The 21,402-nt window shown below is 69.1% G+C and carries 20 protein-coding genes; 8 read left to right on the forward strand and 12 right to left on the reverse strand.

Annotation, left to right across the window (positions count from 1 at the left end; translation table 11 throughout):
* Positions 1-7: 7 nt before the first annotated feature.
* From ACWPXE_RS30075 to ACWPXE_RS30130, 12 genes are all read right to left on the reverse strand, one after another.
* Positions 8-763, reverse strand: a complete 756-nt coding sequence (locus tag ACWPXE_RS30075; RefSeq protein WP_454020755.1) for a 4Fe-4S dicluster domain-containing protein — start codon at positions 761-763, stop codon at positions 8-10.
* On the reverse strand, positions 760-3,756 hold the full coding sequence (locus ACWPXE_RS30080; RefSeq protein WP_454020756.1) for a molybdopterin oxidoreductase family protein: 2,997 nt from the start codon (positions 3,754-3,756) through the stop codon (positions 760-762). The genes ACWPXE_RS30075 and ACWPXE_RS30080 overlap by 4 nt, the downstream gene beginning before the upstream one ends.
* Before the next feature lie 104 nt (positions 3,757-3,860).
* Complete coding sequence (locus tag ACWPXE_RS30085; protein WP_454020757.1) at positions 3,861-4,769, reverse strand: succinate--CoA ligase subunit alpha; 909 nt, start codon at positions 4,767-4,769, stop codon at positions 3,861-3,863.
* On the reverse strand, positions 4,766-5,890 hold the full coding sequence (sucC, locus tag ACWPXE_RS30090) for an ADP-forming succinate--CoA ligase subunit beta (RefSeq protein WP_454020758.1): 1,125 nt from the start codon (positions 5,888-5,890) through the stop codon (positions 4,766-4,768). Before sucC ends, ACWPXE_RS30085 begins: the two co-directional genes overlap by 4 nt.
* Before the next feature lie 11 nt (positions 5,891-5,901).
* The gene (gene sauS, locus ACWPXE_RS30095) at positions 5,902-7,329 is read right to left on the reverse strand and encodes an acylating sulfoacetaldehyde dehydrogenase (protein WP_454020759.1); all 1,428 of its coding nucleotides are present in this window, start codon (positions 7,327-7,329) and stop codon (positions 5,902-5,904) included.
* Between the two features lie 46 nt (positions 7,330-7,375).
* Positions 7,376-8,944, reverse strand: coding sequence for a tripartite tricarboxylate transporter permease (locus tag ACWPXE_RS30100; protein ID WP_454020760.1), 1,569 nt, complete (start codon positions 8,942-8,944; stop codon positions 7,376-7,378).
* A gap of 24 nt (positions 8,945-8,968) precedes the next feature.
* Entirely contained in the window at positions 8,969-9,505 is a 537-nt protein-coding gene (locus ACWPXE_RS30105) for a tripartite tricarboxylate transporter TctB family protein (RefSeq protein ID WP_454020761.1), read from the reverse strand.
* A 52-nt stretch (positions 9,506-9,557) separates the two neighbouring features.
* Positions 9,558-10,547: a Bug family tripartite tricarboxylate transporter substrate binding protein gene (locus tag ACWPXE_RS30110; protein ID WP_454020762.1), complete on the reverse strand. Its 990-nt coding sequence runs from the start codon at positions 10,545-10,547 to the stop codon at positions 9,558-9,560.
* Positions 10,548-10,598: 51 nt separating this feature from the next.
* Entirely contained in the window at positions 10,599-11,597 is a 999-nt protein-coding gene (locus ACWPXE_RS30115) for a bifunctional enoyl-CoA hydratase/phosphate acetyltransferase (RefSeq protein WP_454020763.1), read from the reverse strand.
* A gap of 14 nt (positions 11,598-11,611) precedes the next feature.
* Positions 11,612-12,484, reverse strand: a complete 873-nt coding sequence (locus ACWPXE_RS30120; protein ID WP_454020764.1) for an IclR family transcriptional regulator — start codon at positions 12,482-12,484, stop codon at positions 11,612-11,614.
* A gap of 210 nt (positions 12,485-12,694) precedes the next feature.
* Complete coding sequence (locus tag ACWPXE_RS30125; RefSeq protein WP_454020765.1) at positions 12,695-13,486, reverse strand: IclR family transcriptional regulator; 792 nt, start codon at positions 13,484-13,486, stop codon at positions 12,695-12,697.
* Between the two features lie 365 nt (positions 13,487-13,851).
* A complete protein-coding gene (locus tag ACWPXE_RS30130; RefSeq protein WP_103040629.1) occupies positions 13,852-14,331 on the reverse strand; it encodes an Lrp/AsnC family transcriptional regulator in 480 nt (159 codons plus the stop codon).
* A 204-nt stretch (positions 14,332-14,535) separates the two neighbouring features.
* Here ACWPXE_RS30130 and ACWPXE_RS30135 point away from each other — a divergent pair, with 204 nt between their 5' ends.
* The 8 genes from ACWPXE_RS30135 (at position 14,536) to ACWPXE_RS30170 (ending at position 21,402) form a co-directional block, all read left to right on the forward strand.
* Entirely contained in the window at positions 14,536-14,916 is a 381-nt protein-coding gene (locus ACWPXE_RS30135) for a Rid family detoxifying hydrolase (RefSeq protein WP_454020766.1), read from the forward strand.
* A 7-nt stretch (positions 14,917-14,923) separates the two neighbouring features.
* The gene (locus ACWPXE_RS30140; RefSeq protein ID WP_454020767.1) at positions 14,924-16,075 is read left to right on the forward strand and encodes a PLP-dependent cysteine synthase family protein; all 1,152 of its coding nucleotides are present in this window, start codon (positions 14,924-14,926) and stop codon (positions 16,073-16,075) included.
* Between the two features lie 75 nt (positions 16,076-16,150).
* Complete coding sequence (locus ACWPXE_RS30145; protein ID WP_103040630.1) at positions 16,151-16,648, forward strand: L-2-amino-thiazoline-4-carboxylic acid hydrolase; 498 nt, start codon at positions 16,151-16,153, stop codon at positions 16,646-16,648.
* Positions 16,649-16,680: 32 nt separating this feature from the next.
* The gene (locus ACWPXE_RS30150; protein WP_454020768.1) at positions 16,681-17,805 is read left to right on the forward strand and encodes an ABC transporter substrate-binding protein; all 1,125 of its coding nucleotides are present in this window, start codon (positions 16,681-16,683) and stop codon (positions 17,803-17,805) included.
* 128 nt (positions 17,806-17,933) lie between these two features.
* Positions 17,934-18,851, forward strand: coding sequence for a branched-chain amino acid ABC transporter permease (locus ACWPXE_RS30155; RefSeq protein WP_145626239.1), 918 nt, complete (start codon positions 17,934-17,936; stop codon positions 18,849-18,851).
* Positions 18,832-19,899: a branched-chain amino acid ABC transporter permease gene (locus tag ACWPXE_RS30160; protein WP_454020769.1), complete on the forward strand. Its 1,068-nt coding sequence runs from the start codon at positions 18,832-18,834 to the stop codon at positions 19,897-19,899. The genes ACWPXE_RS30155 and ACWPXE_RS30160 overlap by 20 nt, the downstream gene beginning before the upstream one ends.
* An 8-nt stretch (positions 19,900-19,907) precedes the next feature.
* Entirely contained in the window at positions 19,908-20,675 is a 768-nt protein-coding gene (locus tag ACWPXE_RS30165) for an ABC transporter ATP-binding protein (RefSeq protein ID WP_094307113.1), read from the forward strand.
* A complete protein-coding gene (locus tag ACWPXE_RS30170) occupies positions 20,665-21,402 on the forward strand; it encodes an ABC transporter ATP-binding protein (RefSeq protein WP_454020770.1) in 738 nt (245 codons plus the stop codon). Before ACWPXE_RS30165 ends, ACWPXE_RS30170 begins: the two co-directional genes overlap by 11 nt.

Below are 21,402 nucleotides of genomic sequence, written 5' to 3' on the forward strand. Positions count from 1 at the left end.
CCCTCCCTCAGCGCGCCAGGATGCGGTCGGCCCATTTCAGCAGGCCGTGGAGCGGCAGATCGTCGTTGGCGCTGTCCCTGGTGACGCGTTCGTCCAGCGCCAGGGTCGGGCGGGGACGGGGCGGCAGATACTTGTTGGTCGGCTCGTAGCCCAGCTCCGGCATGAGGTCGTAGCCGCCGCGCTCCGCCACCAGCTTCGACACGGCGGACGTGGGATCGGCGAGGTCGCCGAAATGCCGGGCCGAGGTCGGGCAGACCATGACGCAGGCAGGCACCCGCTCCGTCTCCGCCAACGTCTCGTTGTGGATGCGGTCGATGCACAGCGTGCATTTCTTCATCACGCCGACGTCCTGGTCGAACTCCCGCGCGCCGTAGGGGCAGGCCCAGGAGCACAGCTTGCAGCCGATGCACAAATCCTCGTTGACCAGCACGATGCCGTCCTCGGCCCGCTTGTAGGAGGCGCCGGTCGGGCAGACGGTCACGCAGGCCGGCTGTTCGCAATGCAGGCAGGAGCGCGGGAAATTGGTGGTGCGCGACCCGCAGCCGCCTTGCTCGGAACCGGCCTCGAAACTGTGGATGCGGTTGAACCACACCCCGTCCGGACCGGCGCCGTAGGCGTCGTAATCGGTCAGCGGCGCCATGTGGCCGCCGTCGTTCCACTGCTTGCAGGCGACCGCGCAGGCGTGGCAGCCGACGCAGGTGTCGAGGTCGATGACCAGCCCCAGCCGGGGGGCGCCGGGCTCGCGGTTGGGAAGGCTCGTCATGACCGGACCCCCCGAGACGCGGACCGGAAGGCGGCACCGGTGCGCAGGATGGCGGGCGGCGGCTCGACGCCCGGCGGCATGGCCTGGGCGGGGAAGCGCGGCATCGTCTCGGCCCGCTCCTTCGGCGATGCCTTCTCGACGCGGACGCGCAGGTCGTACCAGGCGGCCTGTCCGGTCACCGGATCGGCGTTGGAGTGGCGGTAGCCGTTGCGCTCCGGCAGCAGTTCCGAGATCAGGTGGTTGAGCAGGAAGCCCTTGGTCCCCTCCGGCGCGTCGGTGGACAGGTTCCAGGCGCCGGAGCGTTTGCCGATGGCGTTCCAGGTCCACACCGTCCCGGCCTCCACCCCGTCCATAAGCTGGACCGGCACCCGGATGCGCCCGGTCGGGCTGGTCACCCAGGCCCAGTCTCCGTCGGCGAGGCCGAGCGCCTCGGCCGTCTGGCGGGCGATGTAGAGGCTGTTGCGCGCCAGGATCTGCCGCAGCCAGGCGTTCTGCGACCCCCAGGAATGGTACATGGGCATCGGACGCTGGGTGACGGCGTGCAGCGGGAAGGCGCCCTCGTCCAGCCCCTCCTCCTCCAGCGGCGGGTACCAGAAGGGCAGGGGGTCGAAGTAGGTCTCCACCCGCTGCCGCTTGTCGGCGGGCGGCACCACCGCGCCGTGCCCGCGCGCGGCGAGGCGGAATTTCTGAAGCGGCTCGACGTAGAGCTGGAGGATCACCGGCTCCGGCTTGTCGAGGAAGCCCATGCGGGTGGCGGTTTCCAGATAGGCCTGGTTGGCGTGCTTGAAATAGTGCTGCTCCGGCGGCAGCTCGAAATGCCAGAAGCAGCCGTTGCGAACGTAGCGGTCGAGCTGGTTCGGGTTGGGCGCGCCCTTGCCGGCCTCTTTCCCGTCGGCGCCGCGCCAGCCGGCCAGCGGGCCTATGCCGGGCTTGCGCTCGTGGTTGGTCATGTAGTCGGGATAGCCGCCGGGGTAGCGCGGGCTGCCGTCCTCGCGGACGAAGGCGGGCAGGCCGAGCCGCGCGCCCAGCTCGATCAGCACGTCCTGGAAGGGCCGGACGTCGCGGTCGGGGGTCAGCACCGGCTGGCGGATGGAATCGCCGGGGCCGTGCGCGCTGCCGATCGGGCGGTCGAGCAGGGAGATGCAGTCCCACCGCTCCAGGTAGGTGGTGTCGGCCAGCACGAGGTCGGCGTAGGCCACCATTTCCGAGGCGTAGGCGTCGCAATAGACGATGAAGGGGATGCGGTGCTCGCCGGTGTCCGGGTCCTTGTCGGCCAGCATCCGCATCGTCTCGGACGTGTTCATCGACGAGTTCCAGGCCATGTTGGCCATGTACATGAACAGCGTGTCGACGCGGTACGGGTCGCCCTCCCAGGCGTTGGCGACCACCATGTGCATCAGCCCGTGCACCGATAGCGGCGCGTCCCAGCTGAAGGCCTTGTCGATGCGCAGCGGCTGCCCGTCCTCGCCGACCAGCAAGTCCTCCGGCCCCATGGGGTAGCCGAGCGGCATCCCGGCGATGGCCTTGCCGGGGCCGGTCTCGCCGCGCTTGCCGGCGGGCTTGGGGCCGGGCGGGGCGGGGCGGGGGTAGGGCGACTTGTAGCGCCAGCCCCCCGGCACGTCGATGGTGCCCAGCAGGATCTGCAGGATGTGGATGGCCCGGCAGGTGTGGAAGCCGTTGGAATGAGCGGAGATGCCGCGCATGGCGTGCATGGCGATGGGACGCCCGACCATCCGCTCGTGGCGCCGCCCCGCCCAGTCGGTCCAGGGCTGCTCGATGGTCAGCGTCTCCTGGAAGGCGAGGTGGGCCATCTCGGCGGCGATGCGGCGGATGGTGTCGGCGGGAACGCCGCAGCGCTCGGCCACCGCCTCCGGCGCGTGCTGCGGATCGAGGTAGCGTTCGGCCAGCAGATGGAAGGAGGGCACGGCCCGCCGCCCGTCCGGCAGGGTGACGGCGCCGACCAACGCCGGGCGGATGCCGGCCGCGGTCGCCGGAACGGCGCGCTGCTCCACCGCGTCCCAGGCCAGCGGGGCGCCGTCGGCGTCGCGGGCGAACAGGCCGTCGTCGGGCGCGCCGGGGTCCTGGATGACCAGCCAGGGGGCGTTGGTGTAGCGGACCAGATACTCGGCGTCGATGCGGTCGGCGCGCAGAAGCTCATGGATCAGGGCGAAGACGAACAGCCCGTCGCTGCCCGGCCGGATGCCGACCCACTCGTCGGCGATGGCGGAATAGCCGGTCTTGATCGGGTTGACGGAGACGATCTTGGCGCCGCGCGCCTTCATCTTCGACAGGCCGATCTTGATCGGGTTGCTGTCATGGTCCTCGGCCACCCCGAACAGCAGCAGGTAGCGGGTGTGGTCCCAGTCCGGCTCCCCGAACTCCCAGAAGCTGCCGCCCAGCGTGTACATGCCCGCCGCCGCCATGTTGACGGAGCAAAAGCCGCCGTGCGCCGCGAAGTTGGGCGTGCCGAACTGCGCCGCCCAGAAGCCGGTCAGCGACTGGCTCTGGTCGCGCCCGGTGAAGAAGGCGAGCTTGCTGGGGTCGCTGTTGCGGATCTTGCCGAGACGCTCGGTCAGGATGGTCAGCGCCTCGTCCCACTCGATCTCGCGGAACTCGCCGGTGCCGCGCTCCCCGGTGCGCAGCAGGGGCTTGCGCAGCTTGGCCGGGGAGTTCTGGGTCATGATGCCGGCGGACCCCTTGGCGCAGATCACGCCGTGGTTCACCGGATGGTCCTTGTTCCCCTCGATGAAGCGGAGCTGGCCGTCCTTGATGTGCACTTTGATGCCGCAGCGGCAGGCGCACATGTAGCAGGTGGTGTATTTGACCGTGTCGGAGACGGTCGGCGAGGGGTTCAGCTCCTCGCGCGGCGACTGGTAGCGGTCGAGCCAGCCGCGCGCGTCCTCGGGCGCCGCCGGCCCGGTGCTTCGCTGGAAGCCCTGGGTGAAGGCGAACCCGCGTGCGCGCTGGCCGCCGACGTCGTCGATCTTCGCCATCCTGTTCCGTTCCCTTCCGGAATGCCTCCCCCGTTCTCTCCCGGCGGGGGGCCGGGAGAGGGGGCGGTGCTGCCGTGTCGTTCTTCAAAAAGGCGGCTGCGCGGTCAGTCCGCGAGCCGCTGCGCGCCCGACCGTTTCGCGGCCTCGGCCATCAGCGCGTCGAGGGCCGCCGGCAGGTCGCCGGGCACATCGACGACGACGGCCCCGGCGCGTTCCAGCGCGCCGCGCTTGGAGGCGTAGCTGCCGCGGTTGCCGGTCACGATGGCGCCGGCGTGGCCCATCTTCTTGCCCGGCGGGGAGGCGCGGCCGGCGATGAAGGAGACGACGGGCTTGTCCGTCTTCGCCACCAGCTCCGCCGCCTCCTCCTCCATGCTGCCACCGATCTCGCCGACCAGCGCGATGGCGTCGGTGCCCGGATCGTCGATCAGGGCGGCCAGCGCGTCCTTGGTCGTGGTGCCGATCATCGGGTCGCCGCCGATGCCGAGGAAGGCCGACTGGCCATGGCCGCCGCGCACGAGGTTCAGGCAGACCAGCGTGCCCAGGCTGCCGCTGCGCGAGATGACGCCGACCCGGCCCGGCTGGAAGACGCGCGGATTGAAGGCCGGCATGATGCCGACGAAGCCCTCGCCCGGCGTTACGATGCCGGCGGTGTTCGGCCCGATGATGCGGGTGCCGTGCTCCGCCGCCGCGGCGTGCATCTCCATCACGTCGTGGGCGGGGATGTGCTCGGTCAGGCAGACGACGGTCTTCGCCCCCGCCTCGATGGCGTCGATGGCGGCGGCCTTGGCGGCGGCGGGCGGGATGAACATCACCGACACTTCGAAGCCGCCGTTCGCCATGGCCTCCTTCGCGGTGGCGAAGATGGGCACGCCGCAATGGCTCTGCCCGGCCTTCTTCGGGTTCACGCCGCCGACCACGGTGGTGCCGTAGGCTTGCATCTGTTCGGTCCAGAAGGTGCCCTGCTTGCCGGTGATGCCCTGCACCAGGACCCGGTCGCTCTTGCGTACGATCATCGCGCGGCCTCCACGGCTGCCGAGATGGCGTCTTCCATCCGGTCGTAGGGTTCGATCCCCAGTTCCTCGCGCACCATGCGCACGGCCTCGTCCTCGCCGGTGCCGTGGATGGAGAAGAAGACGGGGATGGTGGGGTTCAGCGTCTTCCAGGCCTGGATCACGCCGCCGGCCATCACGTCGGTGCGGGCGAAGGCGCCGCAGAAATTGACGACGAGGCTTTTGACGCCGGGGTTGGACAGCACGAGGTCCAGCGCCTCCGTCCCCTTGGTGTAGGCCTCGCCGCCGATCTCCAGGAAATTGGACGGGCGACCGCCGGCGTGGCTGACCACGTCCATCGTCGTCATGGTCAGCCCGGCGCCGTTCGCCAGGACGCCGACATTGCCCTCCAGCTCGATGTATTTGAGGTCGAGCGCCCGCCCGCGCTCCTCCAGCGCCGACAGAGGTTCCTTCGCACCCAGCCCGGCGATGTCCGTCTGCCGGTAGAGGGCGGAATCGTCCACCGTCAGCTTGCAGTCCAGCGGCACGACGCGGCCGTCGGCGAGCAGGGCCAGCGGGTTGATCTCCAGCAGCTCGGCGTCGTGCTGGCGATAGACGCGGTAGAGATCGACCAGCATCGCCGCCACCGGCACGGCGGCCTCGCCGAGGTCCAGCCCCAGCAGCAGGCGGCGCGCGTCCGCCGGGCCGAAGCCCTTGCGGATGTCCACCGCCATGCGGCGCAGGGATTCGGGCCGGGTCGCCGCGACCTCCTCGATGTCCATGCCGCCCTCGGTGGAGAACAGCACCAGCGGGCTGCGGCTGGCCGGATCGTTCAGCACCGCGGCGTAGAATTCGCGGGCGATGGCCGCCTGTTCCTCGACCAGGACGCGGGCGACCGGGAAGCCGCCGATCTCCATGCCCAGGATGGCCTGTGCGGATGCTGCGGCCTCCTGCGGCGTGGCGGCCAGCTTGACGCCGCCCGACTTGCCGCGCTTGCCGGTCGGCACCTGCGCCTTGACCACCACCGGCCCGATGGCGCGGGCGGCCGCTTCGGCCTCCTCCGCGCTGGCGCAGAGGCGCCCCTGCGGAACGCTCACCCCGGCGCGGGCGAGCACGGATTTTCCGGCATGTTCCTCGAAATTCATCGTCGCCTCCGTCAGCGTCCGTGGCGGGACCAGAAGGGGCCGAACAGGGCCTCTTCGCTCGGCTTGTCCTCCGGGATCGGGCGGACGAGGTGGGTGATGTTGACGAAATGCTTCCAGTTCAGGTTTTCGGAGATGGAGTTCTTCTGCCAGCTCCCGCAGCCCATGGAGAGGGTGAAGTTCAGCCCGCTGTCGAAGCCGCCGCCATTGCCGAAGGTGTGGGCGAAGTTGACCAGCACGCGCACCACGTCCAGCTCGTCGGCCAGCCGTTTGGCGTGGGCCTCGTCCCGCGTGTGGATGCCGCAGGAATGGCCGCGCCCCTGGTGGTCGAGGATCCGGCGCACCTGATCGACCGCCGCGTCGAAGTCCGGTACCCGGTAGACCGCCAGCACCAGCGACAGCTTCTCGCCGGAGAAAGGATGCGCCTTGCCGACGCCGGTCTCCTCCACCAGGAAGAAGCGGGCCTCGCGCGCCTTGGGCGACAGCTCGAACGCCTCGGCGAGGATGGCGGGGTCCTTGGCGATCAGCTTGCGGTTCAGCTTGCCGTTCTCCCACAGGCGGGACTGCACGCGCTCCCGCTCCTCCGCCGTGCAGAAGTAGGCGCCGGCTTCCTCCAGCGCCGCGATGGTCGCGTCGTAGACGGAGTCGAGAACGACCAGTGCGTTCTCCGACGAGCAGGAGGTGGAGTTGTCGAAGGTCTTGGAGGCGCAGATCTTGCGCGCCGCGTCGGCCAGATCGGCGCTCTCGTCCACGATGACCGGGACGTTGCCGGCCCCGACACCGATGGCCGGGGTGCCGCTGGAATAGGCGCGGCGCACGTTGTCCTGCGAGCCGGTGACGACGACGAGGTCGACCGCCTCCATCAGCGCCTGGGTCAGGCCCTTGGTGATGGGAGTGGGGATCATCTGCACCAGATCCTCCGGCGCGCCGATGCGCGCCAGCTCGGCCCGCATCAGCTCGACCGTGCGGCCGGTGGCGGCGGAGCCCATGGGGGAGGGGGCGATGATGATGGCGTTGCGGCCCTTGACGGCCATCATCGCCTTGTTGACCGGCGTGGCCGCCGGGTTGGTGGAGGGGGTGACGGCGCCGACGACGCCCAGCGGCTTGGCGATCTTGACGATGCCCTTGGCGGTGTCCTCCTCGATCACGCCGACGGTGCGCACCCGCATCAGGTCGCGCAGCGTGCCGAAGGTCTTGCGCTGGTTCTTGGTGACTTTGTCCGCGACGTTGCCGAGGCCGGTGTCGGCCACCGCCAGCTCCGCCAGGGCGCGGGCGCGGCCCGGCTCGTAGATCGCCCAGGCGAGGGCGGCGACGGCGTCGTCCACCCGCTCCTGCGTGGCGTCGGCGAAGGCGCGCTGGGCGGCGCGGGCGCGGGCGACGAGGGCGGCGACGGCCTCCTGGTCGGCGCTGGCCGGCGTTCGGTCGAGCATGATGTTGTCCATGGTTGCTTGTCTCTCTCCCTGAAGGTTCGTTCGTTGGTTCGGACGGTCAGGCTTTGAGCACCCGCTGCGGCGGTTCCTTGCGGGGCGGGTTGCCGTGGGCCGGATCGCCGTGGGCCGGGTCCTTGGGCGGGCGGCGGAGCAGCGGCTTGCCCGACGGCCACATCGACCAGACGAGGAAGGCGGCGGCCAGGGCCAGGATCGTGCCGCTGATCGGGCGGCTGAAGAAGACCGCCATGTTGCCGTCGTAGTTGGCGAGCGAGGTGAGGAAGTAGCGCTCGCACAGCGGCCCCAGGATCACGCCGACCACCAGCGGAGCCGGCGGGAAGCCGGTGCGCTTCATGACGTAGCCGGCGATGCCGAAGGCGAGGCAGACATAGACGTCGAAGAGGTTGTTGCGCACGCCGTAGGCGCCGACGACGCTCAGCACGATGATGAAGGCGCCGAGAATGGCCGGTGGTACGCGCATCAGCGTGGAGAAGACCCGCGCCACGCCCATCGCCGCGACGATCATCAGCAGGTTGGCGATCAGCATGCTGGCGAAGATCGTGTAGACCAGCGAGGCGTTCGAGGTGAAGAGGAGCGGGCCGGGGTTCAGCCCGTGGATCAGCATGGCGGCCAGCATGATCGCCGTGGCGGCGCTGCCGGGGATGCCCAGCGTGAGCAGCGGGATCATCGCGGTGCCGGTGGTGGCGTTCTTGGCCGCCTCCGGGGCCGCCAGCCCTTCCTCCACGCCGGTGCCGAAGCGGTCGCCCTTGCCCGACGCCTGCTTCTCCACGCTGTAGGCGATGACCGATCCCACCGTAGCCCCGGCGCCGGGGATGACGCCGATGGTGCAGCCGAGGCCGGTGCCGCGCAGGATGGAGGACTTGATCCGCCACAGATCCGCCAAGCCGATCTGCTTGCCGGGCTTCGTGGCGATGGAGCGGGCGCCGCCGGCCCGCTTGCAGATCAGGTCCACGACCTCGCCGATGGCGAAGAGGCCGATCATCACGACGGTGAAGTTGATGCCGCTCTCCAGGTCGGGAACACCCAGCGTCAGGCGGGGCATGCCGTACATCGGATCGACGCCGACCGTCCCGATCAGCAGGCCGAGGAACATCGAGACGGCGCTCATCAGCGGGGCGTCCTTGGCGATGGCGATGACGCTGACGAGGCCGAGGATGGTGGCGGCGAAGAACTCCGGCTGGTCGAACTTCAGCGCGAAGCTGGCGAAGGGCGGGGCGCCGAAGGTCAGCAGCAACGCGCTGGCCAGCCCCCCGAAGGCGGAGGCGGTGATGGCGATGCTCAGCGCCCGCGAGGACAGGCCCTTGCGCGTCATCGGGTAGCCGTCCCAGCAGCTGGGCAGCGAGGCCGGCGTGCCGGGGATGTTGATGAGGATCGAGGAGATCGAGCCGCCGAACACGCCACCCACATAGATGCCGCCGAGGAACGACATCGCCGTGACCGGCGGCAGCAGGTAGGTGAAGGGCAGGGCGATGGCCATGGCGTTGACGAAGGAGATGCCCGGCAGGGCGCCGGCCACCACCCCGATCATCAGGCCCGACACGAGGAGGACGAAGTTGTACGGGTCGAGGGCGCCGGCGAAGCCACCGGCCAGATTGGCGAGGATATCCATGGGACGATCCTTCCGGTGGCCGGCTCAGTAGATGCCGAGCAGGCGGTAGAGCGCGACGGTGAAGTCGTCGAAGACGCCGTGGCCGCGGTTCAGCGGCATCTGGGCGAGCAGGACGAAGACATAGAGCAGCACGACGCAACCGATGCCGGTGACCAGCGCCAGCGTGAGCGGTCGCCGGATGCCGCCGATGACGCACCACAGGGCGACGAAGGCCAGCGTGGCGATGGGAAAGCCGAGCTGCGGCAGGGCGATGCCGTACAGGACGACCAAGCCCAGCCCGATCATGGCCCGGCCATAGGCGTAGCCTTCGTATTCCTCGTCGACCGGCATGTGCCGCTGGGCCGCGCGCCGCAGCGCCAGGAGTTCCTTGCCGATCCAGATCAGGGCGCACAGCCCGACCGCGCCCAGCATCAGCCGAGGCCATCCCGTCGGTCCCACCGGGTCCGGCAGGCTGGCGATCATGGTGCTGTCGCGCACGATGTGTTGCGAGAGAAGAAGCGACCCGAGGAGCAGGGCCGCGGGTGTCGCCAGTCGGCGAAGACCGTGGGACAGGGGAGTCACGGTTTCCTCCCTGAGGAGCGATGAAACGGATGGAGCGGCGTCGGAACCGGACTTAGCCCGGTGTCTGGCCGACGGTCTTGGTCGCGAAGCGGTCCAGATAGCCCTTCACCGTCTCATAGAAGGCCTTGACCTCCTCCTTGGCCTGGTCCGGCGTCACCAGCGTGTCGACGCAGGTGAAGGTGTCGGCGCAGAAGGTCTTCCATTCCGGGCTCGCCAGCACCTTGGCGGCGGCCTCGTGCAGCTTCTGCACGCGCTCGGGCGGCGTGCTGGCGGGTACGGCCAGCGTGCGGAAGTTGGGCAGGTCGCCGATGTCCAGACCCAGCTCCGCCGAGGCCGGCACGTCGGGGAAGGAGGGGTGGCGCTGCTTGTCGAACACGACGATCGGGCGCAGGTCGCCGGACTTCAGGAACTGGGCGACGTCGCCCGGCTCCTCGTAGATCGCGTCGGTGTGGCCGCCGATCGGCGAGGCGTAGCGCTCCGACGGGCGGGCGAAGGGGACGTTGGTCACCGGCACACCCTGGGTTCCGAGATACTTCAGCGTGATGTCGTCCTGCGTGCCGTAGCCGGAGGTGGCGACGCGCAGCTTGCCGGGGTTGGCCTTGGCGTGGGCGGCAAACTCCTCGTAGGTCTTGAAGGGGCTGTTCTTCGAGACGTAGAGCATCGATGGCGAGTTCTGCATCATCGCCACATAGACGAAATTGTCCGGCTTCGCCGTGCCCAGGCCCGACGCCCAGGAGGAGACGGACAGCGCGATCAGCGTGCCGACCGTGTAGCCGTCGGCCGGGTTGGTCAGGACCCGCGTCAGGCCGGCGTTGCCCGACGCCCCGGACACGTTCACGACGGGCATGGCGACGCGGAGATGCGGTTCGGCGAGGCGCGCGAACTGGCGCGCCATCAGGTCGGCGCCGCCGCCAGCCCCGAAGGTCGCGATGACCTCGATGGGGCGCGACGGGTAGTCGTCGGCGCGCGCGGTGCCGGATGAAAGGACGGGTGTCAGCAGCGCGACCACCGCCGCGGTGAGCGTCAAGGCGTTGCGGAGCATTTGCATTCCCTCCCAGGGCTTATTTTTTGGCGGGGTTTGTTTTTTTGACTGTCAGGCGTGCAGGCCGGGTGCGGCGCCTCCCTTGGCTGCGGTGGTGGCGTAGGGCGCGCCCGGCGTGACGGAGCGGCGGCGCCCGGCGACGATCTGGGCGATGGCGGCGGCGGCGATTCGAGCCGCCGGCGGGTCGGCGCGCGAGGTGAGGACGATCGGCACCGCAGCGCCCAGCACGATGCCCGCGGCGACCGCGTCCAGGAAGTGCACCAGCGCCTTGAACAGGGCGTTGCCGGTTTCGATGTTCGGCACCACCAGGATGTCGGCGGCCCCGGCGCAGGGGTGGGACAGGTTCTTGATCCGCGCCGCCTCGGCGGACACCGCGAGGTCGAGCGCCAGCGGCCCGAACACCGTCGCCCCCGGCACCTCCTGCCGGCACAGGCGGGTCAGCCGGTCGGCGTCCATGCTGGAGGGCACGCGTTCCGTCACCTCCTCGGTGCAGGACAGCAGCGCCACGCGCGGATCGGCGCCGCCGACCAGCCGCCACAGCTCCACGGCGTTGCGGATGATGTCCAGCTGGGTCGTCAGGGACGGCGCCACGTTGATCGCCGCGTCGGTGATGACCAGCTCACGGCCCGACCCCGGCAGCGTCATATGGAAGGCGTGGGTGAAACGGCGCCCGGTGCGCAGCCCGTTTTTCGGGTCGAGGGCCGCCAGCATCAGCGTGTCGGTGTGGATGTGCCCTTTCATTAGCGCGCCCACGTCGCCGGAGCGGGCGAGCGCCACCGCGATCCGCGCCGCCGCCGCGTCGTCCCTGGCCGGAACCACGCAGGCGCCGTGGAGTGTCCAGCCGATGCGGCGGGCGCTGTCGGCGATGGCCGCGGAGTCGCCGACGAGGACCGGCTCGATGAGGCCGAGGGCGGTGGCACGCCGCGCGCTTTCCAGCGCGACCGGCGATCCCGCGGCGACCACCGCCGTGGGAACCGGCTCCAGGGTGGCGCTGCGCGCCATCAGCCGGGCCGGGCATCCGGCGGCGGTCGTTTCAAGCGTCCTTGCCATGGCGTCCGTCTTCCTTAAGGTGAGAGGGCCGGCTCGGCCGGGGCGGCGTCGATGCCCAGCGCGTGGGCCATGTCGCTTGCGGCGCGGTGCAGGACCGGCAGCCGGTCGGCCACCGATTCCCGCGACAGCCGGACCTTGGGCGCCTGCACCGCCAGGGCGGCGACCATCCGCCCGGCGCCGTCGCGGATCGGCACCGCCGCGCAGAAGACGCCCGGCATGTATTCCTCGTCGTCGAGGGAGTGGCCGCAGGCGGCGATGCGCTCCAACTCGGCGCGGAACAGCGCCGGGTCGCACAACGTCGCCGCCGCCATCCGGGGCAGTGGCAGGCAATCCAGCAGGCGCCGCCGCGGCAGGTCCGGCAGGAAGGCAAGGAACAGCTTGCCCATCGCCGTGCAATGCAGCGGCACCCGCGACCCGACGCCGAATTCCAGCCGCAGCGGCCAGTTTTCCACCTCCACGCGGTCGAGATAGACGACGTCGCCGCCCTCCAGCACGCCGATGTTGCAGGTCTCCCCCAACTCCAGGCTGAGCGCCCGCAGCCGGGCGTGCGACGGCGCCTGGGCCAGGGAGCTGCGCAGCGTGTTGAGCGCCAGAGTGCGCAGTTTCGGGCCGACGGTCACCAGCCGGCCGTCGAACGGGCGGGCGAGGAAGCCGCGTTCCTCCAGCATGGCGATCAGCCGGTGCGCGGTCGGCTTCGGCAGGGCCAGCTTCTCGGCGATGTCCTTGACGGCCATCGGCTGCCCTGCCCCGGCCACCGCGTCCAGCAAGGCCAGGACGCGGTCGGCGAGCGGCCGGCGGTCACCAGAGTTCGTATCGGCGGCGTCTTCGGTTGTTGGTTCGCGAGGCTCCCGCAACGGAGCGGAGCCCAAGGCGATCTTCCGCGTCATCGTTCCTCCCCGTGACTGGAAGCGTATCGCTCGGCCTCTTGGTCTCATTCAGCGATACGATTTGTATCATTAACTCACAGGACCCTGAGTCGCGCAAGCCCAAAAAGTTCGTGTACCCAATTATCCATGCATACGGGGGCATGCCCGGCCGGCATTCCGCGGCTCGGGCGATGAAACGTCCGGTTTTGAAGAACGATGGGGGTAGGAGGGCTATCCGAACTGCGCGGACAGGGCCTGGGCGCCGCGGCGGAGGATGGGCAGGACCTGCTCGACACGGTCGTGCGACAGCCGGACCTTCGGCGCCTGCACGGCGATGGCCGCCACCGTGCGGCCCGTGGAGGAGAGGATCGGCACCGCCACGCAGAACACGCCCACCACATACTCCTCGTCGTCGAGCGAGTAGCCGCGCGCGGCGATGCGCTCCAGCTCGGCGGCCAGCGCGTCCGGATCGGTGAGGGTGTGGGTGGTCTGCGCGGAGAAGGGGCCGGAGGCCAGCAGGCGGCTCCGCATGCCGTCCGGCAGGGTGGCGAGGAACAGCTTGCCCATGGCCGTGCAGTGCATCGGCACGCGCGATCCCGCGCCGAACTGGAGGCGCAGGGGCCAGTGCTCGACCTCCACGCGGTCGAGATAGACGACGTCGCCGCCGTCGAGGACGCCGACGTTGCAGGTTTCCCCCAGTTCGGCGCTGACCGCGCGCAATACGGATCGGACCGGCGCGCGGGACAGCGAGGCGCGCAGGATGCCGACCGCCAGCCGCGCCGCCTCGACGCCGATGATGACGTCGCGCGTTTCCAGGTCCCGCGCCAGAAGCCCCTTGTCGATCAGGCTGTTGACGAGGCGGTGGGCGGTCGGCTTGGGCAGGCCGAGCGTCGCCCCGATGGTCTTGACCGCCAGCGGGCCGGAGGCCGACGCGACCAGCTCCAGGATGGCGAAGGTCCGGTCGGTGGCGGCGGCCTTCGGCTTGGCCGCGTCGTCAGGAATCTGCGTGCTGCGCGTTTTCAAGGTTCGCCTGCCCTGGCGGTTTCAGCGTCTCATTGAGTGAGACGTGACGCATATAGATCGGCCGCTTTGCGCAGGCAATAGGCAACGGGTGCTGAGCGCGGGGTGACAGCATTTGAAGTCCCCTCTCCCCTCGGGGGAGAGGGTTATAGAGGCCAAACGCCCGATCCATTCGCACACCGGCAGCCACGAGAAATGAATTTTCTATGAGATGCTTTTAACGTGGAAATATTTTCTACAGCGAAACGCCTTCTCAGCCAAAAAAGTAAAAAATTCTCATACGAACCATGCGATATTGAGAATCACTACAGGGGCTTCGCAGAAATTGCCTAAGTGAGAGTCTAAAAAGAAGACTAACAAGTAAAATCCTAGCTTGTCTGGGTTTTTACGTAAGAAAGGGGGACTTCCGTTGTCGACTTCATTTCCTCCATGGCGAACATTGACGAGACATCCTGAAGCTCGATGCGCTCGATGAGCTTTCGATAGAAAGCGTCGTAGGCCTTGATGTCCGGAATGACCACCCGCAGCAGATAATCGATTTCGCCGCTCAAACGGTAGAGATCGACAACCTCCGGTATGTCGGCCACCACGCGGCGGAACTCCTCCAGCCATTCCGCCGAGTGTTTGCTGGTTCGGACGGCCACGAAGACGGTCACGTCGACGTTCAGCTTGGCCCGGTCCAGCAACGCCACGCGGCGGCGGACATAACCTTCCTGTTCAAGGCGTTGCACGCGGCGCCAGCAGGGGGTGGCGGACAGGCCGACCTGCTTGCCGAGGTCGGCGAGCGACAGGGTCGCGTCAGCCTGAAGGGCGGCCAGGATCTTCCGGTCGGTAGCGTCGATGGTCATTGGGGTTGCTCGGGGCCTTCGAGGTTGGGACGGATGATTTTGCTCGTTTGGCCGGCCTGGAGAAAAGCTTTTTCGTTTTGAGGAATTTGCATGCACCCGCATGCCGTCCCCGCGGGCAGACCGCCCAGCCTTTGAGCACCGGCGATGGTCGCCACCACAGGGCCAGAACAGGGCCGAGACAGGGCCAACACAGGAAAGATCAGGATGATGACCGACACCATCGCCACGGACAAAGCCCCGGCCGCCATCGGCCCCTACGCCCAGGCCCGCGTCGCCGGGGGGCTGCTGTTCGTCTCCGGCCAGCTGCCGATCGACCCGGCCACCGGGGCCTTCGCCGGCCCGGACGCGCCCACCCAGGCGGCGCGCAGCCTGACCAATATCGCGGCGATCGCCGAGGCCGCCGGAACCAGCCTGGCGAAGGCGGTGAAGATGACCGTCTACGTGACCGACCTCAGCCAGTTCAAGGCGGTGAACGAGGTCTATGCCGGCTTCTTCCAGGCGCCGTTCCCCGCCCGCTCGACCGTCGAAGTGTCGGCGCTGCCGCTCGGCGCGTCGGTCGAGATCGACGCCGTCATCGCGCTTTGAGGGTGACATGACCGCTTCCGCGCAGACCGTGCCGTTTCCTCCCAACGCCGGTTCGATCCGTCAGCCGTTCCGCCTCGAACACACCCCGCTGCCCGAGGCCACCGGCCGCGACTGGACCCGGCGCGCGATCGAGCTGCTGGAAACCGAGGCGGCGCGGTCGCCCGACACGCCGCTGCTCAAGCTCGACGCGCTGGAGCTGTCGGGGATCGACGTCTATCTGAAGGACGAATCGACCCACCCCACCGGCAGCCTAAAGCACCGCGTCGCGCGGTCGCTGCTGCTGTTCGCCATCTGCAACGGGCGGATCGGCGAGGGCACGCCGGTGATCGAGGCGTCGTCGGGCTCCACCGCGGTGTCGGAAGCCTATTTCGCCCGACTGCTCGGCCTGCCCTTCCACGCGGTGATGCCGCGTGGCACGTCGGACGAGAAGGTCGCCGCCATCGAACTGCACGGCGGGCGCTGCCACTTCGTCGAATCCTCCAAGGCGATCTACGCCGAAGCGGCGGCGCTGGCGGTGCGGCTGGGCGGCGTCTATCTCGACCAGTTCACCTACGCCGAGCGCGCCACCGACTGGCGCACCGACAACATCGCCCAGTCGATCTTCGGCCAGATGCGCAGCGAGCGCCATCCGGTGCCCGACTGGATCGTGATGAGCGCCGGCACCGGCGGCACCGCCGCCACCATCGGGCGCCACATCCGCTACCGCCATCTGCCGACCCGGCTGTGCGTGCCCGACGCCGAGCATTCGGTCTTCTACGAGAGCTTCGTCAACCGCGACGCCGCGCTGACCTGCGAGCGCGGATCGCGCATCGAGGGCATCGGGCGGCCCCGCGTCGAGCCGTCCTTCATCCCCGAGGTCGTCGACCAGATGATCAAGGTGCCCGACGTGGCCTCGCTGGCGGCGATGCGGGTGCTGTCGCGGCGTCTGGGCCGGATGGTCGGCGGGTCCACCGGGACGAACTTCTTCGGGCTGTGCTGGATCGCCGGACAGATGCGCGACGCCGGGCGGGCCGGGTCGCTGGTGACGCTGATCTGCGATTCCGGCGAGCGCTACCGCAACACCTACCACGACGACGCCTGGATGGCGCGGGCCGGTTTCGACACCGCCGCCGACGAGGCGCGGATCGAGGCCTTCCTTCAGGGCGGCCCGTCCCTCTGACGCAAGAACAAGCGCTTTCAAAAAACAAAAATCGCCACCGCAAGACACTTGGCAAAAAAACAGGAGCATTCACCGATGGATGAGTTTCGCACACTTCTGCGCAACGCGATGAAGAGCCGCGCGATGGTCTATGAGGCGGCCTTCGACGAGATGCGCAAGGAGATCGGCGAGGAGAAGGCCCGGGAGATCATGGCGCGCACCATCTATCGCCGGGGTGCGGCCATCGCCCACAATTTCGCGCCCCACGCCCCGGCCGATCTGGCCGGCCTGCGCGACTCCTTCCTGAAGTTCATCCCCGACGCCGAGGTCCAGTTCGGTCCGGAGGTCGTGCGCTGCACCGACGAGGTGCTGGAGATCCGCTTCCACACCTGCCCGCTGAAGGAAGCCTGGCTGGAAGCCAACCTGCCGGCGCAGACGGTGGAGACGCTCTGCGAACTCGCCGGCGCGGTCGACAAGGGCACCTTCGAGACCGCCGGCTTCGAGATCGAGGTCGACACCTGGAAGCCGGGCCGCAGCACCTGCTGCCACCTGACGATCACGCCGGGCGCCGCCGCTCCGGCCGCCGCGAACTGACCGTCCAGCCTCGCCGACAGGGGAATCGAATCATGAGGAAGAACGCCATTCTCGGCGCCGTTCTGGGCGCCATGCTGGTCACCGGCACCGCCGTCCAGGCCGCCGACCGCGAGATCGTCATCGGCTATCAGGCGCCGCTCAGCGGCGACCGCAGCCAGTATGGCGAGATGTTCCGCAACGCCGCGCAGATCAAGCTGGAGGAGTTCAACGCCTCGGGCAAGCTGGCCGGCGCCAAGGTCGCCATCACCTTCGAGGACAGCAAGGACGATCCCAAGGAGGCGCGCAACATCGCGCACAAATTCCTCGACAATTCCAAGATCGTCGGGGTGATCGGCGACTTCTCCTCCACCGTGTCGATGGCGGCGGGCGAGATCTACGCGGCCGAGAAGATGCCGCAGCTCTCCCAGACCGCCTCGCACCCGGATTTCACCAAGCTCAGCCCCTGGCAGTTCCGCAACATCACCACCCAGGCCTTCGAAGGCCCATACAACGCCGACTGGATCATCGCGGCGGGCAAGAAGACGGCGGCGGTGATCTACATCCAGAACGACTGGGGCATCTCGGCGCTCGACGGTTTCGTCAGCGGTTTCAAGGCCAAGGGCGGCAAGATCACCGCCACCGAGGCCTTCAACCCCGGCAACCGCGATTTCCGCTCCATCCTGACCAAGGTCGCCCGGCAGAAGCCCGACGTGATCTACCTCGCGATGTTCTACGAGGAGGGGGCCGCTTTCGCCCAGCAGCGTGAGCAACTCGGCATCAAGATCCCGCTCTACGGTACCAGCTCCCTCTACTCGCCCAAGCTGATCGAGCTGGGGCGTGAATCGGTGGAGGGGCTGCACCTCGCCACCACCTTCACGCCCGACAACCCCGATCCGGCGGTGCAGACCTTCGTGAAGGAATACGCCGCGCGCTTCAAGTCGGAGCCCGGCATGTTCGCCGCCCAGGCCTATGACGCGGTTGGCATCATGCTGGACGCCGTCGCCAAGGCCGGACCGTCGGTGACGCGCGAGAGCCTGCGCGACGCGCTGGCCGCCACCACCAACTATCCCGGCGTGACCGGCGCCACCAGCTTCGACCCCGTCACCCGCGAGCCGGCGAAGGCGCTGGCGAAGATGATGGTGAAGGACGGCCGCTTCCAGGTCGTGACCGGTCCCTGACCGGTACCGTCTAAGGACGCCCCAGGGACGCCCCAGGGCTTTCCACACGATCCTCCTTTCGGGACTCACGCCGTGGTGCGCGCTCCGCCGGGACCGGCGGGCGCGCTCCCCGAAGCCTGGAGCACGCCATGGTCTTCGATGTCTTCTTCCTTCAGCAGGTCATCAACGGCCTGTCCATCGGGTGCGTCTACGCCCTGATGGCGATCGGCTTCACGCTGATCTTCGGCGTCCTGAACGTCGTCAACTTCGCCCATGGCGAGGTCTACACCATCGGCGCCTTCGTCGGGCTGATGGTCATCACCGCGCTGGCCCCGCCGCTGCTGGCGGTGGTGCCGCTGGTCCTGGCGGTGGGTGCTGTGTCCGGCGTCGGGCTGGAGCGCATCGCCTTCCGCCCCTTCCGCCGCTTCACCGACGAGGCCAGCCAGAAATCCCGCGCCATGCGCGAGGCGACGCTGCTCTCCTCGCTCGCCGTGTCGATCGTGACGCGCGAGATCATGATGCACATCTTCGGCGGCGACATGCAGGGCATCCCGTCCGGCTACCTGCTGCAGCAGCCGGTCGCCATCGGGCCGATCATGGTCGCCAGCGGCAGCCTGGTCATTTTCGCCACCTCCGCCGTCATGCTGGGCGCGCTGCAGTTCCTGCTCTACCGCACCCAGACCGGCCTCGGCATCCGTGCGGTGTCCAACAACCAGCTCGGCGCCCGCTACGTCGGCATCAACACCGACCGCACCATCGTCACCACCTTCGCGGTCGGCTCGATGCTGGGCGCCACGGCGGGAATCCTGGTCGGCCTCTACGACGGCGCCATCTCGCCGCACATGGGCTTCGCGCCGGGCGTCAAGGCCTTCGTCGCCATGGTGATGGGCGGCCTGTCGAGCATCCCGGGGGCGGTCGCCTGCGCCCTGCTGCTCGGCGTGTCGGAGAGCATCGCGACCGAGTTCCTGTCGAGCGGCTGGAAGGACCTGATCACCTACAGCCTTCTGGTCATCACGCTGGTCTTCTTCCCGCAAGGATTGTTCGGACATGGACGTGAACGTGCCTGACGCCCGGCTGATGCCGGCCACCCTCGCGCCGCCCGCCGCGTTTTCCGGGCGAGGCCGGCGGTTCGCCTGGACCCTTCTCCTGCTGGCGGTCGCCTTCGGCGCCGTGCCCGCCGCGATCGTCGGCACCGGGTCCAGCTACCTCGCCCAGATCGCCATCACGACGATGATCTTCGTGATCCTGTCGGCCAGCCTGAACCATGTGACGGGCACCGCCGGGCTGCTGTCGATTGGCCATGCCGCCTTCTACGGCATCGGCGCCTACGCCGCGGCTCTGCTGTCCACGAAGCTCGGCCTGCCCTTCATCGTCACGCTGCCGGCGGCGGGGCTGATCGCCGCGTTGTTCGGCTTCCTGGTGGCGCTGCCGACCATGCGGCTGGTCAGCATCTACTTCGCCGTCGCCACGCTCGGCATCGGTGAGATGATCTACGTGGTCCTGCTGAACTGGGTGGACGTGACGCGCGGCCCGATGGGCATCCGCGGCATCCCGCCGATCGAGCTGTTCGGCTGGTCGGCCGACACGCTGCTCAGCCGCTATCTGGCGGTCGCGGTCATCGCCGTCGCCTGCGTCTGGGTGCTGCACCGGCTGACCCACTCCTACTACGGCAACGCGCTGCGGGCTCTGCGCGAGGACGACCAGTGCGCCGACAGCATGGGCATCAACGTGGAGCGGCTGAAGATCGAGTCCTTCGTCGTCGCCACCTTCTTCGCCGGCATCGCCGGGGCGCTGCTCGCCCACACCTCCGCCTACATCGCGCCGGACAACTTCCGCTTCATGGAATCGATCCTGATCCTGGCGATGGTGGTGGTCGGCGGGCTGGGCAGCCTTCCCGGCGCGGTCGTCGGCGCCCTGTTCATGATCGTCCTGCCGGAGGCGCTGCGCGACATCGGCGATTACCGCATGATCGCCGTCGGGGCGACCATGTTCCTGTCCATCCTGCTGCTGCCCAAGGGCATGCTGGCCGAAGGCACCGCGCTGGGCTTCGTCCGCCGCTCCTTCTCCCGCGGCTGGGCCACCATCGCCGGCGGCACGCCCGTCGGCTGGAAGTGAGGCGGATCATGAGCAACACGCTTCTCTCCATCCAGGGGCTGACCCGGCGCTTCGGCGGCCTCCTGGCGGTCAGCGACGTCAGCGCCACCATCGCCAAGGGCGAGCTGGTCGGGCTGATCGGCCCCAACGGCGCCGGCAAGACCACCCTGTTCAACCTGATCACCGGCTTCACCCCGCCGTCGGACGGCACCGTGACCTTCGACGGGCAGGACGTCACGGGGCGCAAGCCCTGGCAGATCGCCCGCATGGGCATGGGCCGCACCTTCCAGAACCTGCGCGTCTTCCCCAACATGACGGTGTTCGACAACGTGTCCGTCGGGGCGGTCGGCGCCTTCGGCCAGTCGCCCTGGCGGGCGCTGGTCAACGGCGGCGCCCACAGCCGTGCGGTCAGCGAGCGGAGCTGGGAGGCGCTGGAGCGCGTCGGCCTGACCGCCCAGGCCGGGGACATCGCCGCCAACCTGTCCTACGGCAAGCGCAAGTATCTGGAGATCGCCCGCGCTCTGGCGACCGCGCCCCGCCTGCTGATCCTCGACGAGCCGGCGGCGGGCCTGAACGACACCGAGACGGCGGAGCTGGCCGACTTCATCCGCCGCCTGCACGCGGGCGGCGTCACCGTCCTGCTGGTGGAGCACGACATGGGGCTGGTGATGGGAAGCTGCAGCCGCGTCATCGTCCTGGCGTCCGGCCGCAAGATCGCCGACGGCACGCCGGAGGCGGTGCAGCGCGACCCCGCCGTCCTCGAAGCCTATCTGGGAGTGGAAGACGATGCCGCTTGACGCCGCACACACCGTCGCCACCCGCCGCATCCTGGAGGTCCGCGACCTGACGGTGCGCATGGGGCCGCAGGAGATCCTGCGCGGCGTCTCGCTCGACGTGGCGGAGGGGGCCATCGTCGCCGTTCTGGGCGCCAACGGCGTCGGCAAGACCACGCTGATGCGCGCCTTGTCGGGCATCTACCGCACCAGCGGTGGCGCCACCGTCTTCGACGGCGAGGACATGACCGACAGCCCCAGCCACGAGGTGGTGCGCCGCGGCCTCGCCCAGGCGCCGGAGGGGCGGCAGATCTTCGGCACCATGACGGTGCGGGAGAACCTGCTGCTGGGCGGACGGACGCTGCGCCATGACCGCGCCGCCCGCATGGAGCGGATGCTGGAGCTGTTCCCCCGCCTGCGCGAGCGGCTGACCCAGAAGGCGGGATCGCTGTCGGGCGGCGAGCAGCAGATGCTGTGCATCGCCCGCGCCCTGATGTCGAAGCCCCGCCTGCTGCTGCTCGACGAGCCGTCGCTCGGCCTCGCGCCGATGGTCGTGAAGCAGATCTTCGACCTGCTGGTCCAGATCCGCGGCGAGGGCACCTCGATCCTGCTGGTGGAGCAGAACGCCCGCGCCGCGCTGCGCGTCGCCGATCACGCCTATGTCATGGAGGCGGGAAGGGTGACACTCTCGGGCAGCGCCGCCGATCTGGCCGCCGACCCGCGCGTGCGGGCGGCCTATCTCGGCGGCTGA

Source organism: Azospirillum sp. Marseille-Q6669, assembly GCF_965111635.1.

Coding starts and splice junctions, on each gene's coding strand:
- ACWPXE_RS30160 (WP_454020769.1), top strand. CDS start 18,832: ATGGACGTGAACGTGCCTGACGCCCGGCTGATGCCGGCCACCCTCGCG.
- ACWPXE_RS30140 (WP_454020767.1), top strand. CDS start 14,924: ATGACCGCTTCCGCGCAGACCGTGCCGTTTCCTCCCAACGCCGGTTCG.
- ACWPXE_RS30075 (WP_454020755.1), bottom strand. CDS start 763: ATGACGAGCCTTCCCAACCGCGAGCCCGGCGCCCCCCGGCTGGGGCTG.
- ACWPXE_RS30100 (WP_454020760.1), bottom strand. CDS start 8,944: ATGGATATCCTCGCCAATCTGGCCGGTGGCTTCGCCGGCGCCCTCGAC.
- ACWPXE_RS30135 (WP_454020766.1), top strand. CDS start 14,536: ATGATGACCGACACCATCGCCACGGACAAAGCCCCGGCCGCCATCGGC.
- sauS (WP_454020759.1), bottom strand. CDS start 7,329: ATGGACAACATCATGCTCGACCGAACGCCGGCCAGCGCCGACCAGGAG.
- ACWPXE_RS30120 (WP_454020764.1), bottom strand. CDS start 12,484: ATGACGCGGAAGATCGCCTTGGGCTCCGCTCCGTTGCGGGAGCCTCGC.
- ACWPXE_RS30085 (WP_454020757.1), bottom strand. CDS start 4,769: ATGATCGTACGCAAGAGCGACCGGGTCCTGGTGCAGGGCATCACCGGC.
- ACWPXE_RS30155 (WP_145626239.1), top strand. CDS start 17,934: ATGGTCTTCGATGTCTTCTTCCTTCAGCAGGTCATCAACGGCCTGTCC.
- ACWPXE_RS30150 (WP_454020768.1), top strand. CDS start 16,681: ATGAGGAAGAACGCCATTCTCGGCGCCGTTCTGGGCGCCATGCTGGTC.
- ACWPXE_RS30145 (WP_103040630.1), top strand. CDS start 16,151: ATGGATGAGTTTCGCACACTTCTGCGCAACGCGATGAAGAGCCGCGCG.
- ACWPXE_RS30130 (WP_103040629.1), bottom strand. CDS start 14,331: ATGACCATCGACGCTACCGACCGGAAGATCCTGGCCGCCCTTCAGGCT.
- ACWPXE_RS30080 (WP_454020756.1), bottom strand. CDS start 3,756: ATGGCGAAGATCGACGACGTCGGCGGCCAGCGCGCACGCGGGTTCGCC.
- ACWPXE_RS30115 (WP_454020763.1), bottom strand. CDS start 11,597: ATGGCAAGGACGCTTGAAACGACCGCCGCCGGATGCCCGGCCCGGCTG.
- ACWPXE_RS30110 (WP_454020762.1), bottom strand. CDS start 10,547: ATGCTCCGCAACGCCTTGACGCTCACCGCGGCGGTGGTCGCGCTGCTG.
- ACWPXE_RS30170 (WP_454020770.1), top strand. CDS start 20,665: ATGCCGCTTGACGCCGCACACACCGTCGCCACCCGCCGCATCCTGGAG.
- sucC (WP_454020758.1), bottom strand. CDS start 5,890: ATGAATTTCGAGGAACATGCCGGAAAATCCGTGCTCGCCCGCGCCGGG.
- ACWPXE_RS30165 (WP_094307113.1), top strand. CDS start 19,908: ATGAGCAACACGCTTCTCTCCATCCAGGGGCTGACCCGGCGCTTCGGC.